Origin of the sequence: Isachenkonia alkalipeptolytica (genome assembly GCF_009910325.1) — a bacterium.
Classification (GTDB): Bacteria; Bacillota; Clostridia; order Peptostreptococcales; family T1SED10-28; genus Isachenkonia; species Isachenkonia alkalipeptolytica.
Genome location: NZ_SUMG01000002.1, coordinates 47,412 through 65,473 on the forward strand (window position 1 = coordinate 47,412; position 18,062 = coordinate 65,473).

17 protein-coding genes are annotated in these 18,062 nt (G+C 43.0%); 4 read left to right on the forward strand and 13 right to left on the reverse strand.

From position 1 onward, the window contains the following. Positions 1-3: 3 nt before the first annotated feature. Complete coding sequence (gene hflX, locus ISALK_RS02070; RefSeq protein WP_160718590.1) at positions 4-1,275, reverse strand: GTPase HflX; 1,272 nt, start codon at positions 1,273-1,275, stop codon at positions 4-6. Between the two features lie 321 nt (positions 1,276-1,596). On the opposite strand from hflX, the gene ISALK_RS02075 reads away from it, so the two are divergent. Then, positions 1,597-2,949 carry a TldD/PmbA family protein gene (locus tag ISALK_RS02075; protein ID WP_160718591.1) on the forward strand — a complete coding sequence of 451 codons (1,353 nt, stop codon included), beginning with the start codon at positions 1,597-1,599 and terminating at the stop codon, positions 2,947-2,949. A 1-nt stretch (position 2,950) separates the two neighbouring features. After that, complete coding sequence (locus ISALK_RS02080) at positions 2,951-4,267, forward strand: TldD/PmbA family protein (protein WP_160718592.1); 1,317 nt, start codon at positions 2,951-2,953, stop codon at positions 4,265-4,267. Positions 4,268-4,306: 39 nt separating this feature from the next. Here ISALK_RS02080 and ISALK_RS02085 read toward each other — a convergent pair whose 3' ends face one another. From ISALK_RS02085 to ISALK_RS02105, 5 genes are all read right to left on the reverse strand, one after another. Next, positions 4,307-4,954, reverse strand: coding sequence for a Pr6Pr family membrane protein (locus ISALK_RS02085; protein ID WP_160718593.1), 648 nt, complete (start codon positions 4,952-4,954; stop codon positions 4,307-4,309). Positions 4,955-5,022: 68 nt separating this feature from the next. Then, positions 5,023-5,373, reverse strand: coding sequence for a C-GCAxxG-C-C family protein (locus tag ISALK_RS02090; RefSeq protein ID WP_160718594.1), 351 nt, complete (start codon positions 5,371-5,373; stop codon positions 5,023-5,025). Between the two features lie 82 nt (positions 5,374-5,455). Further along, positions 5,456-6,088 (reverse strand): GNAT family N-acetyltransferase, encoded by a 633-nt coding sequence (locus ISALK_RS02095; RefSeq protein ID WP_160718595.1) that lies wholly within the window; start codon positions 6,086-6,088, stop codon positions 5,456-5,458. Positions 6,089-6,317: 229 nt separating this feature from the next. Further along, positions 6,318-7,109 (reverse strand): HD-GYP domain-containing protein, encoded by a 792-nt coding sequence (locus ISALK_RS02100; RefSeq protein WP_160718596.1) that lies wholly within the window; start codon positions 7,107-7,109, stop codon positions 6,318-6,320. A 48-nt stretch (positions 7,110-7,157) separates the two neighbouring features. Continuing rightward, positions 7,158-7,358, reverse strand: coding sequence for a hypothetical protein (locus ISALK_RS02105; protein ID WP_160718597.1), 201 nt, complete (start codon positions 7,356-7,358; stop codon positions 7,158-7,160). Positions 7,359-7,586: 228 nt separating this feature from the next. Here ISALK_RS02105 and ISALK_RS02110 point away from each other — a divergent pair, with 228 nt between their 5' ends. Continuing rightward, positions 7,587-8,498, forward strand: a complete 912-nt coding sequence (locus ISALK_RS02110; protein WP_160718598.1) for a helix-turn-helix domain-containing protein — start codon at positions 7,587-7,589, stop codon at positions 8,496-8,498. Positions 8,499-8,599: 101 nt separating this feature from the next. Beyond that, positions 8,600-9,619 carry a YihY/virulence factor BrkB family protein gene (locus ISALK_RS02115; RefSeq protein ID WP_160718599.1) on the forward strand — a complete coding sequence of 340 codons (1,020 nt, stop codon included), beginning with the start codon at positions 8,600-8,602 and terminating at the stop codon, positions 9,617-9,619. A gap of 144 nt (positions 9,620-9,763) precedes the next feature. On the opposite strand, the gene ISALK_RS02120 is transcribed toward ISALK_RS02115, so the two are convergent. The 7 genes from ISALK_RS02120 to ISALK_RS02150 all read right to left on the reverse strand — a co-directional run bounded on the left by ISALK_RS02120 (position 9,764) and on the right by ISALK_RS02150 (position 18,016). Then, positions 9,764-10,321, reverse strand: coding sequence for a YeeE/YedE thiosulfate transporter family protein (locus ISALK_RS02120; RefSeq protein ID WP_160718600.1), 558 nt, complete (start codon positions 10,319-10,321; stop codon positions 9,764-9,766). A 15-nt stretch (positions 10,322-10,336) separates the two neighbouring features. Beyond that, positions 10,337-10,849 carry a YeeE/YedE thiosulfate transporter family protein gene (locus ISALK_RS02125; protein WP_201756822.1) on the reverse strand — a complete coding sequence of 171 codons (513 nt, stop codon included), beginning with the start codon at positions 10,847-10,849 and terminating at the stop codon, positions 10,337-10,339. Between the two features lie 65 nt (positions 10,850-10,914). Beyond that, the gene (locus ISALK_RS02130) at positions 10,915-12,702 is read right to left on the reverse strand and encodes an SLC13 family permease (protein WP_160718601.1); all 1,788 of its coding nucleotides are present in this window, start codon (positions 12,700-12,702) and stop codon (positions 10,915-10,917) included. A gap of 62 nt (positions 12,703-12,764) precedes the next feature. Beyond that, positions 12,765-14,117, reverse strand: a complete 1,353-nt coding sequence (locus ISALK_RS02135; protein ID WP_160718602.1) for a rhodanese-like domain-containing protein — start codon at positions 14,115-14,117, stop codon at positions 12,765-12,767. A 237-nt stretch (positions 14,118-14,354) separates the two neighbouring features. Beyond that, on the reverse strand, positions 14,355-16,055 hold the full coding sequence (locus ISALK_RS02140; protein WP_160718603.1) for a DUF4153 domain-containing protein: 1,701 nt from the start codon (positions 16,053-16,055) through the stop codon (positions 14,355-14,357). Positions 16,056-16,205: 150 nt separating this feature from the next. After that, a complete protein-coding gene (locus tag ISALK_RS02145; protein WP_160718604.1) occupies positions 16,206-17,099 on the reverse strand; it encodes an acetamidase/formamidase family protein in 894 nt (297 codons plus the stop codon). A gap of 50 nt (positions 17,100-17,149) precedes the next feature. Then, positions 17,150-18,016, reverse strand: a complete 867-nt coding sequence (locus tag ISALK_RS02150) for a tRNA 2-thiocytidine biosynthesis TtcA family protein (RefSeq protein ID WP_160718605.1) — start codon at positions 18,014-18,016, stop codon at positions 17,150-17,152. Positions 18,017-18,062: the final 46 nt, after the last annotated feature.

The following is an 18,062-nucleotide window of genomic DNA, read 5'->3' on the forward strand; positions in this document are numbered from 1 at the left end:
ATCTTATGCTTTTTCTTCCGCCACAAGATACTCCTGGTATTTTTCATAATCCTTTTCCTTGCACTCCACCTCTAACAGGGTGCCCTCGGGCTTATACTCCTGGTTAAGGACGGTGGCATTTTGATTTAAGTGGGACACCACCTCCCCTTCCTTAAAGGGAATCAAAAACTTCGCTTTTTTATAGGCTTTAAAAACCTTTCGCTCAATGGCCTCCATCAGTATTTCCAGGCCGATGTGCTCTTTTGCGGAGATATAGACCTTATCTTCGATTAATTTGGGAATTTCAACCTCCGCTAAATCTCCTTTATTGTACACATAAAGCATAGGAACATCCAGGGCTCCGATTTGCTTTAAGGTATCCTCGGTGATCTTCATTTGCTCCCGGTAATCGGGATTTGAAATATCCACCACATGAAGAAGCAGATCCGCTTCCCGAACCTCCTCTAAGGTGGAGTGAAAAGCCTTGATTAAATTATGGGGCAGGTTACTGACAAACCCTACGGTATCCGAGAGTAAAAAGGCCTTTTGATTGGGCAGTTCAATTTTTCGAATGGAGGTATCCAATGTGGCGAAAAGCATATCCTTTACCCACACCTTTTTTGAATCGTCGGCACCGTATTTTTCCACGGCTTCGTTCATTATGGTGGATTTCCCCGCATTGGTATAGCCTACAAGGGCCACCATGGGCAAACCGCTTTTCGCTCTCCGCTTTCGCTGGACTTCCCTTTTTTTGCTGATCTCCTTTAACCGCTTTTGAAGTTCTGTGATCTGGTCTTCAATTCTTCTTCGATCCAGCTCGATTTTTTTCTCTCCCGCACCACGGTTTTTCAGTCCCGCGCCGCCTCCTTGGCGTCCTAAGGCCTCGTAGGCCCCCTTCAGTCTTGGAAGAATATACTGCAGTTGAGCCACATCCACCTGCAGTCTTGCTTCCTTGGTTTTTGCCCGTTTAGCGAAAATCTCCAAAATCAAGTTCGTGCGGTCCAGTACAATGATATCCAAGGCTTTCTCAAGATTTTTCAGCTGCATGGGACTCAGCTCATCATTAAATACCACCACGTCAATTTCCAATTCCTCTAGAAAGGGCTTCATTTCCTCCACTTTTCCCGTCCCTATATAGTAAGCGGGATGAATGGATTTCAGGTTTTGTTCCATTCTTCCGGCTACCTCATAGTTACAGGCCTCCGTTAAATTTTTCAACTCCTCCATGGACTCCTCAAAACTATCTTGAGAATTTAAATTCACCCCTACGATCAGGGCTTTGTGTTTCGTACTCATACAATCCTCTCCTTTATACAACTTCTATTACTATTGCTTCACATTTGAAGCTATAGGGTTATCCATACCCATTTTACCTCTTATTTATTCTCAATATAAGCGTCCTTCGGAGGATTCCTCCTAGGCCCCGGGACGGATGGATTTCTTAATCCTATTGTAACATAAAGGAAATCCGGGCTTCGATGTTTTTTTCCTCTCTTAAGAATGTTTATGATTTTTCAATGAATTCAAATATTTCCTGGCCCTAAATAAATAGCCGTGATACAATTAAATAGGATTAAAAGATGCCCGGAGTATTTCCCGGGCAAAAGGAGGAAAATGATGGATAAACAGTACTTTAAAGAAGCTTTACCCCAGGAGGATTTTTGTGATCTTCGTTACCAGGATTTTTCCCATACCACCATCAAAGGGGACAAAAAGGAAATTGACCAAGTGTCCATCGTGAAAAAGAGCGGCGGAAATGTTCGTGTACTCTCCGGCGGCGGCTTTGGAAGTTTTGCCTTTACGGATCCGAAGGACGTGAATCTGGCCTTTCAGGAAGCCAAAACCGCCAGCGACTTAAATCCGGGGAAGGAGACCTTCCAACGAATTCCTGTAAATAAAGACCATGTAAGGATTTCTCCCAAAGAGGATCCCCGGAACCTGGAAATCTCCGAAAAAAAAGGATTACTGGAAAAATACAGGGAACTGATCCTAGAGCACGATGAGATCGCAGACCTGGAATCCCAATACTATGAACAGTTTACCGACACCTTAATTCTTAATAATCTGGGCACGGAAGTACAGCAGGAGGAATTGATTTGCGGAATGACCTTTAGGATTACTGCCAAACGGGGAGACTTAACCCAACTGACCCGGTTATCCTTCGGAGGCAATGAAGATTTCAGCGAACTGTTGGACAAAGAACAGGAGGTTTTGGAAAAAGTAAAGCAGACCCTTTCCCTTTTGGATGCGGAGCCGATTAAAGGGGGAAATTACGATGTGATTTTAGACAGCGACGTCGGAGGTCTCTTTATCCACGAAGCCTTCGGTCATCTCAGTGAGGCGGATAATTTGATCGGAAACAAAACCCTGGGCGAGACCATGAGTCTGGGCACGGATTTCGCCATGGAAAACTTCAATGTAATAGACGATCCTACCCGACCGGGACACCCGGGAAGTTATGTATATGATCACGAAGGAACCAAGGCCCAACGGGTTTCTTTAATAAAGCGGGGGAAATTAGATGGTCGTCTCCATTCCCTGGAAAGTGCCGACTTTATGGAGGAAGAGCCCACAGGCCATGCCCGGGCAAAGAATTTCGGATTCACCCCTATTGTTCGAATGGGAAATATCTATATCGATCAAGGAGAGAGCTCCCTTAAGGATATGATCGCCTCCATCGATGACGGCCTGTATTTATTCGGATCCGCCGGAGGACAAACCAGCGGTGAAACTTTCACCTTCGCCGTACAGGGAGGCTACCGAATTGAAAACGGGGAAATCACTCATATGGTCCGGGACCTGGCCTTAACGGGACACCTTTTTACCACCCTGAAAAACATCGAGATGGTCGGCAGGGAAGTTACCTTTTCCAAGGCCGGTGGTTGCGGAAAAGGGGGCCAAATTCTTATTCAGTCAGGGAAAGGTTCCGCACCGATTAAGATCAAAAATATGGGAATAGGAGGACAATAGCATGCGACAATTACTTAACAAAGCCTTATCCTCCGCCGATGGCGGAGAAGTTTACAAGCGTGATATCCAAAGTACTTCCGTGGATATCAAGCTCGGCAAGCTAAAGGATATTAAATCCGAGAAGAAAAGAGAGGTCTCTCTGCGCCTTACGAAAAATGGGCTGATGGGCACTTCCGTATCCACTTCCCTGGAAGATGATACCCTGGTGGACCGGGCGCTGATTGCCTTGGAGAATCAAAAATCCCATGCCGTCGACTTTCCCAATGAACTCCCCCGTATGGTTTTTTCCTTTTCTCCCGAAGTGGATCAGTTAAGTACCGAGGACCTTACGAAAATGGCCTTCGACTTATCAGACCGCTTAAAAGAAAAAGCCCCGGAGATCCCCACAGGAGTTCGGGTTCATAAAAACATCAAGCGAGTCTCCTTATTAAACAGTGCCGGGTTCAATGAAACCTACGACTATTCCAATCTCTCCCTTTCTATAAACACCTTGACGGATAAAGGATTTATGGGGGTCTCTAAGGAATATTCCTCCGGCAAAGTTCCGGAAATTACCGACGGGGGTCTGGACCGGCTGATCCATCGACATCATTTGGGAAACAAGAAGATCACCATGGAAAACGAGAAAATGCCCGTGATTTTTTCCGGAAATGTGATGGGGGCTTTAATGCTTCGGGTTATAGGAGGGGTTAACGGAGGAAATGTGTTAAAGGGCACCTCCCCTTTAAAAGATAAAATCGAAGAAAAACTCTTTTCCGAAAAAATTACTATTCGAGATGACGGAAAAATGGCCTTCGGGGTCAATACCTGTTTATTTGATGACGAGGGCACGCCCTCGAAAAACACCCTGTTGTATGAAAAGGGCGTACTTAAAAATTATCTTGTAAATATCGAGCAGGGAAAAAAATTGAATCAGGAGCCAACGGGGAATGCCTTAAAACGAACCCTGTTTTCTAAGGAAATCGAAGACACCCCTTCCGTATTTGATACGAATTTAATCATTGAAGGGGACCACCGGGAGGATGAGCTGATTGTAAAGGACATAAAACGTGGTCTTTTGATCACCGGGGTCATGGGTGCCCATACAGGAAATATCAATCGGGGGGATTTCTCCTTAAACATTTCTTCCGGCTACCTGATCGAAAACGGTGAGCTTCAAGGCCAGGTAAAGGGGGCCATGATCGCAGGAAACATTTATGATTTATTCCAAAATGTGGAGGCCATCGGCACCCATTATGAAGTCATGCGAAGCATCTTCTACCATATGGGCTATTCTCCCATGGTACTCTTTAAGGAAGCTTCCATTGTAGGGAAATAAAATGCAGTATAATTTTTAAAATAAGAGCAGGAAGCCCCACTACTCTAGGGACTCCCTGCTTTTTTGTATACCGATAAATATTAATCCGAGAATCAGAAATCCCAGTAATCCCAGTAGAAAATTAAGGGCCACCGAGAACCCGGATAAGGCTTCCAGATTTAAAAAGGGATAGGCATACTCCCCCAAAAGCCTTCCGTAAATCAAAGAAAAAAGCCCATAAATTCCGGGATAAATGATCCACTTCAGACTGTCTCCCCAGTGATACCCCTTGGGATCCACCGTGAAAAACCAGTCGATCAAATACCCCCCGGGAATAATATAATGGGTAATTACATGAATGATATGAAGCATACCGGTAGTCCTGTACTCCTGTCTTAAAACCATAAAAAAAATTAGCATGGTCACGGTTATATAAACCGCTAAGGCCGTGCGAACCTTAGGATCCGTAAAAAAAACGACCTTCTTTTTATATGCCAGGGCCAAGGACAGGGACAACAGCACTAAAATATTGCTTTGAATGGTAAACAGTTTAAAGCCGTGAAACAGGGCTTCAAAAAAGTTATAGGAATGGTGAAGACCGTTCATTAAAAATATATGATTAAGCAGGATCGTGGTCCATCCCAAAATCACCAGAAACCAACGAAGCCCACGGATATAGTTATTTTTCTTTCCCCTTTTTACTTCCACTGTTTCACCCCTTTGACCGACATCCTCTCCACTTTCCCCGGTAGACAACCTTATCCAGGCTATAGCCACTATTTATTCAGTCTTTGATATTTACACAAAGTTCTTTCCAGAATTTCTCCGGCTTTACCCACAACGGGGGAACACTTATACACTTCTTCCCGGTAGATATTTTTCACTTCCTGACAGTTCGTGGAAGTCAACTCCTGGCTAAATTTTTCAACAAATTCCTTGGTTGCCTCTTTAATCTTATCTTGATCGTATTCTTTTTTCTCAGAAAATATTACCCCGATGACCGCTACCCCACCGCTAAGGGCGCCACACAATTCTTCGGTATGCATTCCTCCACCAAAACCTCTCATGGTTGTAATGGTTTCCTTTTTAAGATTCAATCCGTAGTACTTATTGCCGCCCAGCAACATGGCTTCGGCTCAGTTAAAACCTTTTTGGTAATAACTAACCACATAATCTTTTAACATTTTCCCCATCCCCCTTGTCGGAATACTAATGAATCACTTTCTCGAATAAATTCTTCTCTTTATCAATTCTTTTAAAACCCATTTTTTCCAAGTAGTTCTCATGTTTCTCATTAACCCCGTAACTGTGAAAAGTATTATACCCTAAATTCAAAAAATAATCCTTTCGGTCTTCAAAAATATAATTTCCGATCTTAAAATCCCGATACTCGGGAATTACAAAATCCAATTGAATCCTAAGCGTCTTCGGGTCCTCTTCCGTTGCAAGAAATACTCCTGCGGGTACCAGATTCCGTAAAATATACAGTCCCACCGTAGTCTCCTCCACTTTGAAATTGTTATGGGAAAAATATTTTTCAATATCCTCCCGATAAAAATCCAAAAAGTAATTAAAATACTGGGTGTTTTTATCCACGGGAATCATTTGAAAATACTCTTTCCGTGCATAGATTTTCCTTAAATAATAAATATTGATAATCACGATACCTAAGTTCATTACCCCTACGGGCAGGGCTCCTATAATAAACCCATAGGCAGCGAATATCGCCGCCCCCGCTAAGTTGATCCAGCGAAGTTTTACAATTGAGCTCATTAACAGGGAAATTAGAATCAATACCGATGCTAAATAACCCACCCATTCGATCCATTCTATTCCAAACATAAATTCATCCTCCATCTATTCTGATACTTTTATACCAATATACGACTCTTTACTTCTAACATACCCTATCTATTATACGCTGAACCGGGAAAGTGTCAAAGGAATTTTTTCTGCTTACTAAAAGTTCTTTTTTTCATAAAAAAACCGCTAAGAGAAACCCATGGTTTCTTAGCAGTTTTAATTGTATGATTATGGAACGCTTATGCTAAGGATTATTTGCTTTAGCCCTTTACCCTAATTCATTGTTGATATTACCTACTTTTAACAAAACCTTATCCGCAAATATTTTCACGATTTCAGGATCGAACTGGCTTCCGGAGTGCTCAATCAGCTCCCGAAGTGCTCCCTCCCGACTTATAGTCCTTTGATACCCCCGTTCCGTGGTCATGGCATCGAACGCATCGGCCACGGCAATGATTCTTGAAAACAGCGGTATTTCTTCCTCCTTTAATCCCTCGGGATAGCCCTGGCCATCCCAACGTTCATGGTGATGCAAAACATACCTTGCCAGCTCCCGATATCTTTTATCGGCTTTAAGCAACCAATAGGCGATCTCCGGATGTTTTTTTATCTCTGCTTTTTCGGTTTCTGTCAATTTTTCCCTTTTATTTAAAATATCCGGATCAATAAAAGTCTTGCCGATATCATGGAGTTTCGCCGCAAGGGCCAGGTCTTTCAAATCAAAACCACTTAAGTCCAAAGCTTTCCCAATAGCCAGGCTGTAGCGCTGTACATTTTTTAAATGCTTCCCCTGATCCTCAAACCGATTCCCTATTCTCTCCAATATGTGTTCTAAAATCATGTTTCCAATGCCCTTTTTACTATCGATTTGTTTTCCATAGATTCCAATTGAATCTCCGCTCATAATCCCCCGATATTCCGATAACGTCTCCTGCTCTCTACTTTTTTCCCTTGTAACGGAAGAAAAAACATCCCCTAGGATTTTGCCCGTAGTAACATCAACCAAGTTAGTATAACCGCCTTCTATTTTCCCGTTATGGTCATTTATGATAAATCCCATGGAATTTCCTCCCTTCATACAGCCCTAAAATAATTGTTCTGCTATTTCTTAAGAATATTCTTCATCGGTAAAATCGTTCCATTCAAATAATCCATCGTCTTCTTTCCCGATGGCTTCCTCTTCCCCTGGTAAACTGTTCCACTCAAACAAGCCATCATCTCCTTTTCTGCCGTTAATCTCCATCCCTCCTCCAACAAATGCTAGTGCAAGACTCATAGTGATTAGACTAATAGCGATGAACCTTTTCATCTGGATAACCTCCTTTATTTTTTACTGCCCTTCACTTACAATATCTATTAATACTATGATATAACACTCCCTCCTGAAATACATCAGGCATGGATGCGCGGTAATAAGTGGTTTTTTGGCATGATTCTTGCTATAATAGTTGTCCCTGAAATTTCAACAAATTTTGTTTTAACTTCCTTTAAAAAGGTAAATATCATATAAATAAACTTCTACATTAAGGAGACTGCTATGGACTTCAATCTTTCCAGCTTCGGTATAAAATTAAAGGATATACGATTAAAATTTGATTTAAGCCAAAATGAAGTATATGATAAAACCGGGATCAATCCCTCCACTCTTCGCCGGTTAGAAGGGGGAAAAGTGATTCCTAAATTTGAAACCCTGGAAATCCTGTCCTCCCTCTACAGGGAAGATTTACTGCTGTTGTTTTCCCAATTTCGAATTGACCATACGTTAATGTTTAACGAAGTGTATAATCGCTTAGAGCTGAAGTTTGATAAGGATGAAATTGACTCTTTGGAAAAGGAAATTCTTGAACTTGATGTTTTATTAAAGAATTCCTCCCAATCCTATTTCAAGGTACAAATCCATCAGCTTCTTCATCTTTCCAAGGCGGTGATCCTGTATAAAAAAGAAGCGGATCCATCAAAGGCATTAGATGAACTAGTAAGGGGACTTCAACAAACCATACCTTCTTTTTCCGTGGAAACTTTTTCTGATTTTGTTTACTCCGCCCTTGAGATTCGGATTTTAATGAATATGGCCTTTGTCTTAAATCAATTGGATAACCCCCGGGCTTATATCGAAATTTTAGAGTTCTGTCATGAGTCTTCGGAGGAAAACGATGTGTTATACCCGAAAATATGCCTTAATCTTTCCACGGTTTACATTCGTTCAAAAGAAAATCTTAAGGCTCTGGAAATTGTCAACAAAGGAATTGCCTCCTGCCAAAACAACCGGAATTACCAGGGTTTGAACTTGTTGTATTATAATAAAGGCATCATCCAGTTCCGCCTGGACCATAAAGGTTATTTATCATCAATTGAACTTGCCAGAACCCTTTCAGAGGCTTATGGCCATCCAAAGCTATCGGGGAAGATGCTGGATAACTGTCGAAAAATATTTGAAATGCCTATTTAATTACAATGAAATGAACAGAAAGGACTGATACTATGCTTGCTTCTATTTCTCCGGACTCCATTCTTTGGTTTTTCTTTTTGATAGGAGTTTTTATACTGATTGTGGCTCTTATTCAATTAATTCTTAGAATTTCAGACTTTAAAGCTAACCTTGAACATCTTCGCGGTCCTATGGAAAGAGCCTCTGACGCTCAAAAGACTCCACGGAAAAAGCCGGATACATTTTCAAGGCCATCTCACGAGAACTTTTCTGAAGTTGATACGCCTCCTTCCTCAGAGGTTGAAGAACTTTCCCAGGATCTGAAGGAGGACTCGAAAACCTTCTTTAAATCCCTGCTGAACAATATTAAAGATGATAAAGTGCCGGATTTAGGGGCTCAAACCACTTATTATCTGGTTTTGGCCCTGTTCCCTTTCTTTATTTTTCTGTTAAGCGTTTTACAGTATACACCCTTAGAGTACGAAATCATTATCAGTACTTTAGAAGGCCTGCTGCCCGAGGATGCCCATGAACTGATTTTCGGAACCATTGAAGAGGTTTTTACCGCCAGCAGCGGGGCCCTTCTGTCCTTCGGTGCCCTTGCCGCTCTTTGGAGTTCTCTTAAAGGAGCCAATGCCTTAATCAAAGGGGTGAATACTGCCTACAACGTTGAGGAGACCCGGAACTTTTTCCAAGTAAAGGCCGTTGCCCTCTTAACCACCATCGGGGTTCCCATCGTAATTCTTTCAGCCTTTTTCTTCATTGTCTTCGGCGAAGTACTGGGCACCTATGTTTTTGACTTTTTCGGCCTTTCCGATTATTTTATCGAATTATGGAACTGGATGCGTTTTCCCATCCCTATGCTTATTATGGTGTTGTTCTTCATGGTATTTTATAAGTTCGCTCCCAATCAAAAGCTTAAATTCCGAAATGTTTTTTGGGGGGCTCTGTTCACCGTGATATTTTGGATCATCGCCTCCTTAGGCTTCTCCTTTTACGTCAATAATTTTTCCAATTACTCCGCAGTTTACGGAAGTCTCGGTACTATCGTGGTGGTTCTGTTATGGCTTTATATCAGTAGCATTATCATCATTGTGGGCGGCGAAGTTAATGTGGTTCTATCCAGACTTCGAAGAGAGTAACCTTCCTTTTACAATAGCTACAATCCAAAATTTCATAAAGAGCCTCTACTATTCTATCTAAAAAAAGGAAGAAAAGAGAATGAATCATCTCTTTTCTTCCTTTTTAATTTTGTTCCCTTGTGTTATAGGAATATTCTTATTTTTTTACAAACCTGCCACCTCTAAGATCGCCATAAAACCTGCAAGCACTAAAGCAAAGGGCAGGGTGTATTTAAAAGGGCTGCCTTTCATCCGATGAAATAAGGAAACTTCACTAAAATTATCATTTTCGATGAATTTTCTTTTCTTTAAGGTACTGTACATCGAGGCAAAGATTCCCGATCCTATAATGATACCCAGCATCCCACCAATAAGACCGTCTATATATCCATTTCCCACAGCTCCCGCGATGGTACCGGGACAATATCCGAGAATAGCAAATCCCACACCGAATATAAATCCTCCTACCACAGAGTTTTTTATGGAACCGGGTTTCGGATGGAGCTGGATTTTCCCCTTAGGATACCAATAGCTGATCCCCAACATGGTAACAATCACAGCGGAAAGCATAATCTTCAGTACCGTAAAATCGATTAATCTCAGCTGACCTAAAATCACATCATATTTCGTTACGCCTCCTTTTTGCAATAAAAATCCGAAGACGATACCGATTAAAAGACCGAGGAGCAGCTGGACTCTTTTGTTTTCATAGTGATTCTCCATAAACTTCCTCCCTCCTTATAGACTGTACTTAATCATTGCGGTGAGAATCCCTCCGATAAAAAAGGCAATGGCCGCCGCCCAACTGACAATAGAAAGCTGACTGGCGCCGCTGATTCCATGACCGCTGGTACAACCGCCCGCCCAGCGTGCTCCGACACCAAGGATAATCCCTCCGATTAAAGCCGTAATAAATCTGGGAAGAAAATTCGCAGAAAAGTTGGAGGCCCACATTTCCGGTACCAAGGTAATTTGAAAGTCACCGGATAAGTTGGCGGACAGAAAGGATCCGATTATAATCCCTCCAACCAACATCACTCCCCAGTCCACATCGGTTTTCTTCTTACTGTAATATTCATTTCTTTGAACCTTTTCCCGCTGAAATACTTTTCTAATCATTCCGCTTACTTTAAGATACGTGGTTGATGCCGCTAAGGGCTTGTTGGAAATCCTTAGGGCAATGATATTTAAAAGCCCGATTAGTGCTCCCACCACATAGGGAGACCACAGGGTCTCGGTAAAAATTCCCAAAATCCTTCCTCCTTTCACTCCTATAATTCTTGTAACAACTCCTACCGGAATCTCTTAGCTTCTTTTTATATATAAAAGAAATAAATCATCGTTACCAGAACCACTAAGAAAGCAAGGGTCATCAGACCTCCGGCTTTCATATAGTCTTTATTGCTATAGCCTCCGGGGCCCATGGTAAAGGCGTTCACCGGATGGGTTGGGAGAACAAAGGAATTATCCGTTCCCACGGCTACCAATAAGGCCAGGCCTCTGGGATCCAGTCCGAAATTCTCCGCAATAATCAACACTAAGGGAACCAATAACACCGTGGCGGCTACATTGGACATAAACAGGGAAAACAGAGTGGCCAGTAACGCAAGGGTGATTAATACAGGAATAACTCCCCATCCTCCTACAATACTCATCATCCAAGTTGCCGCAAGTTCCGCGCCACCGGTTTTTTCAAAGGCCAAACCCAGGGGAATCAGGCCCGCAAGTAAAAATACGGTTCGCCAGCCAATGGCTTGGTACAACTCTTCCTTGGGGACTACCCCTAAAATCACCATCAACAGTGCCCCGGTAAAAAAGCTTAAGGATAAGGAGAAACCGAAAAGCACCAGTACAATCCCAAGACCCATGGAAAACAGGGCATGGGGTTTTCGATCCTTTCCTTTTTCCTTCGGAGGCTTAACCTGGGTCATCACGACAAAATCGCTGGAGGACTTCATCTGATGCAAATCTTCCCACCGGCCAAAAACAATCATCTGTAAACCGGCTTCCATAGGTTTTTTCAGCAAGCTGGTTTTTTCTCCTTCATGATGAATGTACGCCACCGGTTCTACTTTAAAGTTCTTCCGAAGAGCAAACTCTCCCAGGGTTTTTCCGATGGCCCCAGAGCGGGGAGGCACAATGATTTCTGCAAATCCTGCATAGTCCTCTTGGGTCAGGTTGGAGAATTCCTCCAAGGCTTCTTTTTCCCTAAGCTTTTCATGTTCAATAAAAGCTTCGAGCTTCTCTTTTTCTCCCAGCAGTACCAGGCTTTGATTCTCTTTTAAGGTGGTCTTTCTCCAGGGAATGTAGGTTTTGCTGCCTTCCTGGGATATTCCCAGAATGTGCAGATCATACTTTTCCCAGATATCAATCTCTTCAATGTTTTTGCCTAGAATAGGACTTCCCTTTGGAATCGATACCTCCCGAAGTTCCCTTGGTAAATCATAGAGTTTTTGCAGATCCTTCTTCGACTCTTCCTTTTCATCCTCACTGGCTTTTGGCAGAATAAAATTGCCGAAGAAGTAGAAAAGTAAAATCCCGGTTGCAAGGAGCATCAACCCTATGGGCGTTACACTAAACAAATTAAAACCTTCATAACCCCCGTCCCCTAAGAGATCATTAAGGACAATCAGCGGTCCTGATGCCACCATGGTTAATGTTCCCCCTAGAATCGCCGCAAAACCCATGGGCATAATAAGTCTGCCGGCGGGAATATTCGCCTGTTTCCCTATTTTTCGAAGGGCCGGTAAAAAAAGAGCTGCGGCTCCGATATTTTGCATAAATGCGGAAAGAATTCCCACCGTCCCGGAAACCGATACCATAATCCTTTTCTCCTTGCTCCCTACGGTATCCGTGATTTTTTTAGCAAGGAGGTTCATCAGACCCGATCGGTCAATGCCATAACCTAAAATCATAACCCCCATAATGGCAATCACCGCATTGGATGAAAAACCGGAAAAAGCTTCTTCAATGGTAATGACCCCGGACCATGCAAGCAGAAGCATCACCAATATGGCCACGAGATCCGTCCGTAATTTTTCTGTGACAAATAAAACAACCGCCAAGATTAATATCCCATAGGTTATTGCAATTTCTTGAGTCATGTCATCCTCTCCCATAAACCATTTTCATCGACTCTTTTTTCTCTAGGTTCCTCTGAAAGAACTTATTTATTCAAAAGGGGCTTGAGGGTTAATAGACCCCCGGAAACCACTCTTCCGTCATAACCTTTACTCCTTAGAAAGGATGCCGCTGTTGCGGAGCGGTCTCCGGACCCACAGATAATGTAGATCGGTTGATTCTTCGGAAGTTTTTCATAGTCCTTATACAAGTTTTGTAGCGGAATATTAACTCGCTTTTCCGAAGGATCCTCGGGAGAAATATCCTCGGGCTTTCGAATGTCCAGCATCACAAATTCTTCCGAGTTTAACTCCAGGTACTCTTCTGCGGTAATCGTGGGAAGGGGCTCTAAATCCTTTATCATACGCTCCCACTGAGAATTTCCGTCGGCAATGTATCCCTTTATGTTTTCAAATCCGATTCGTCTGGCATACCAGTAAAGGGTATGAAGTTTTTCCGTGTCATTCCCCTCTACCAAAAAGGCCACGGGGGTATCCGTATCAATGATATTTCCCGCGTAGGTTGAGAAATTCCTTACGCTGAAAAACAGGGTTCCGGGAATGTGTCCACCGAAATAGGCTTCTTTCGTTCTCGCATCAATAATGGTAATCCCCTGTTTTTTCGCTTCATCGATTTGCAGAGGCTCCAGTCTGACTTCTTCCCCTACAAATTCCGCCCCTTTGACATTATATCTTTCCATTTTCTCAAAATACCGGGGTTTAATTCGCATTCTACCAAAATCTTTAATAAAGCTATCTTTCGATATTACCTGCAACTCGGGATTATAGGCTTTTTCATAGCCCAGGGTTGAATAAGGCCGTTCCTCCATACTGTCTCCACAGGAAGAGCCTGCCCCATGGGCGGGGAAAACCAACACTTCGTCCCCTAAAGACAGGAGCTTTTCAAATACGCTGTCGTATAAAAGCCCGGTCATTTTTTCCAAGTTCTCCTCCCCGTAAAAATCCGTACGTCCCAAATCTCCCATAAACAGACAATCACCGGTAAAGACCATATAAGCATTTTCCCGATTTTCTTCATAAACCCCATAGCTCATATGTCCCAGTGTATGCCCCGGCGTATGGATCCCTTGGATGGTTAAGGATCCTACCTTTAATTTATCCCCGTCAAAGATTTTTTCACCATAAACATGTCCTAAATCCTCATGTCCGGAAATATAAATTGTCGCTCCGGTTCTTTCCGCTAATTCCATGGATCCAATAATATAATCTTCGTTTCGATGGGTTTCTAAAATATATTTGATCTTTAACCCTTCTTTGCGGGCTTCTTCTAGATACACACCGATATCCCGCTTCGGATCGATAACCGCCACTTCATTTCCCTCTCCCACCATATAAGAATAGTGAGCTAAACCCGCACTTTCAATTTGCCTAAAAAACATAGTTTCTTCCTCCTTTGTTGGCGAAATATATACTCAACAGTATTCCGCCGTTTTTTTTCTTGTATTCTCACATTTGTATTCCTAAATACCCGATTATCCCCGGTTTAATCAAGGGAAGACCTTCCTATTCTACCGTTGAAGTTATTAAAACTAAATTCCCCGGGGTTTTCCCCCGAAAAAAAAGTCCGCCGAAAAATACTTCGGCAAACTTTTTGGAGCGCTTTACACCATTACTATTTACTCTTCCCCGCCTAGGAGTATATATACGTCTCCGTTATAACTTTTTTGACCATTTTCTTCTTGTATGTCCAGATAATTAACAACGACCCCCATGCTCAGGTCCCCGGTTTCTGTATAAAAGGCGGCCTCCTCTTGAGATAGCTGCTGATGGCCGTTCTCCCTATCCAAAAGCCGATCCGTAATCTCTTCCATAGGGATAACCAGCTCAAGATTGCTTTCCATGGCCTTTACGAAAAAGCCTTCAAGGGCTCCCCCTTCCCAGCCGACCCTATAGGTTTCCCCGTTCAAAATAATTTCCTTCGGTTCCCGGTCCTCCCCGGTACTTGTGAACTGCACCTGAATCATATAGTTGTAGGCCCCTATGTCCAATACTTCTTCCTGAGCTCTCTGAAAGCTTCTGTATCGGGGAATCGCTCTTTCGTTTTCCCATTCCTGGGGAGTAATTCCAAACACTTCTTCAAAGTCCCGGTAGTAATTAAAATCCTCGGGAATCCAGTCTAATTCCTCAGTATAATTCATTTGATCAATATAAGATGTGGTACTTCGAATTAATCTACGGTCCTCTTCCGATAGCTCTTCGGCTCTTCGGATTTCTCCCTCTACCAGCATTTCATTCTCCCCAAGTACGGCTTCCAACTGGCTGATTTGAATTCTCCGACTGACGCTGAAGGCATCTACCGGCGGCATAATGGATAGGATGGAAAACACCATCAACAGAATCGCCACGGCGCCGTTCTTCTTTCCTTTATACAGGCTGAATAGAATCCCGGAAACAATGGCAAATACCCCATACAATATCACAAAATATCTTCCGTGGGTTAAGCCTTCTTCCTGTATTTTCAGGAATGAAGCCATGGTTTGAAAAAACACAATGGGAAGGAGTACTTTCGGAAAGATTCTTTTAAAATACTCCACCAGTTTGTTTTCCAAGGTTCCCGCTAAAACGTAGACAAATATCACAACAATAGAATACGTAACCAGCATCGGCTCTAACAGGTTATCCGTCCAAAAATCTCCCCGTATATTCAGCAGGATATAAAGTACTAATATCACCGTGAATAGGGAAACCAGGGGAATAATAATATAGGCCACCAGAACTTCCAGGAACCGGCTCCATTTTACTTTTCCCTCCGCCTCTTTATCCTCTGCGTGGTATTTCGGGATCAGGGATAAGAAGTACATGGGAGCGAAAATCACAAAAATAATGTTCGCTGCATGGGGATAGGCCCGGTAGCTTAGGTTGAAAAGCAGTTGATCCGCAGCTCCGATGATCAAGCTTACCCCTACCATAATCACTGCGGCAAAAAATACGGAGTTAAAGAAAGATTTAAATACGATCAAAAAACTCTGATCAAACTGAAATTTCGATTTCATCGTTGGAATCCAAATAAATCCCACCGTTAAAGCAAGAACCAGCACCCCTGTTCGAATAAAAATAATCAGGCTGAAATCCGGATCCCCCAACATGGTTAAATAGTACAGGGCGGATAATAGCACTGCTCCCCCCGCCAATACCCATCGCCGAATGCTGTGGGTAAAAAACCGTTCATAGATCCCCTGGGCAACCAGGGTTGTCAGTGCTGCGATAACAAAGGTTGCCAACAGACGTTCATGTTGATCAACCCCTAGCCTCTGAATGCTTAACGCATTGATTGCTGCCGCGACGATAAAAAATACAATGGTTAAAGGATAGCGCATGAGAGCATGAATCAGCCCTTCCATGCTTTGTTTTAATCGCTAAGTCAATTTCATAATTCCATCCATCCTCTCTTATAAAAAGCTGTTCTATGTAGTATTTATACCCTTTTTCCCATTTTAAAACCGACCCATGGGGTCGGTTTTATGTTCTTACTTAAATATTAAATGCTTCATTAGGTATTTTGGAAACCCGAACCTTGCCGTAACCAAAGGATCCACCACTTGACAGATTTCCGCATTTCCTGCAGCACTGAGTAGCATCCCCGCCTCGTTAAAGGACAGCTCCAGCTCTTTCATTACCAGCTTTTGCATATCCTCAGTGGCGATTTTAACGGCTGCCAGCAGTTCCCTATGGGAAGCAACGGTGTAAAAGTACTCTGAATCCTCCACCATAGGATTGTTTATCGAATGGTCTTTGATTACCTTTACTTGAACCGTTACCTCTCCACCGACTTCTACTCCACTTACCATAATTTCTCCGTCACCCATGGCGCCGTGAAGGTCTCCCATGGAAAGCAGGGCACCCTTTTGGTGTACCGGCAGGAAGACCGTGGCCCCTTCTTTAATTTTTTTATTATCCATATTTCCTCCATGGGCTCCCGGCGTGCCACAGGGCACCCCTTCCCCTTCAGGAGCTACCCCGATCACTCCGATCATGGGCTCCAAAGGCAGTTCAATATTTTCATCAAATAGTACTTTGTCCCCTTTAATTGGAAGGATTTTAAACTTCGATGTTTTAACCTGATCCCCTAACAGTCCGGCATCCGGTATGGCGGCCAGCACCCCGGAGGAGTTAACGGCAATACGCTGAATATTAATTTCCAACACATCCCCCGGTTCCGCCTCTTCAATAAACAAGGGCCCTGTTGCCGGATTTACATGACCCCAATCCAAGGCTTCCATGGATTGTGCTTCCTTGGTAATTTGATTTTGAAAACAATCATAGGTTTCGAAGGTTACAACGCTTCCGGATTTCACCTTCAATACCGGCGGATGTTCCTTATCCATCATGAATACATGCTGATCCTTACTGATTTTCTTCAAAGCCTTCCCTCCTTTAAAAAACCCTGTCCTTTTCATGATTTTTCTCTTCTTTACATCTTATCGTACTCTTCTAAATAGGAATGCTTTTCTCCGTCTTTCTGCCAACCGATGATGCAGTCCATATTCACATTGTGTCCTGCCCGAAAAATCTTTCGATCCACATGGGGAAAGGTTTCTTTCATATTCTCGATAAAGGTCTTCATCTCTTCCCGTTTGCTACCGATTTTTTTCGATGCCACCATGCAGGCACAGTTAAGAGGCCAAATCCCGCTGTTTTCCGTAAAGGCCGTGATGTCTTTTTCCTCGATTAAATACATGGGCCGGATCAGTTCCATATTGTCAAAATTCTGGGCCTTCAGCTTCGGCAACATGGTTTTGAAATTCCCTGTATAAAACAGGTTTAACATCGTGGTTTCAATTACATCATTATAATGATGTCCCAGAGCCACTTTATTGCATCCCAGTTCCTTCGCCTTGGCATAAAGGGCCCCCCGGCGCATCTTGGCACAGATATAACAGGGATAGTCCTTGGCTTTTTCCTGGGCAATTTCAAAGACTTGATACTCAAAAATATGCAGCGGAATATTTAAATGCTTACAATTATCCACCAACAGTTCCTTAATACTTGGATGATACCCCGGGTCCATGGCAATAAACTCCAAATCGAAATTAGCAATCCCGTTTTTCCGTAGTTCCTGAAAAAGCTTCGCCATTACAAGACTATCCTTTCCCCCGGATATGGCCACGGCGATTTTATCCCCGGATTGAATCAGCTGATAATCCTTCACCCCTTTAATAAACTTGGTCCAAAGCTTTTTTCGGTATTTGGTAATCATTAATTTTTCTATTTCTCCCAGGGGTTTTCGACTTTCCTCGGGCATAATCTGCCCGCAAGCGGCCCCTTCAAATTCTGTCATCTTACCACTCCTTGCCCTTTCAATTTGCTGGATTCTTAGTTTAAGA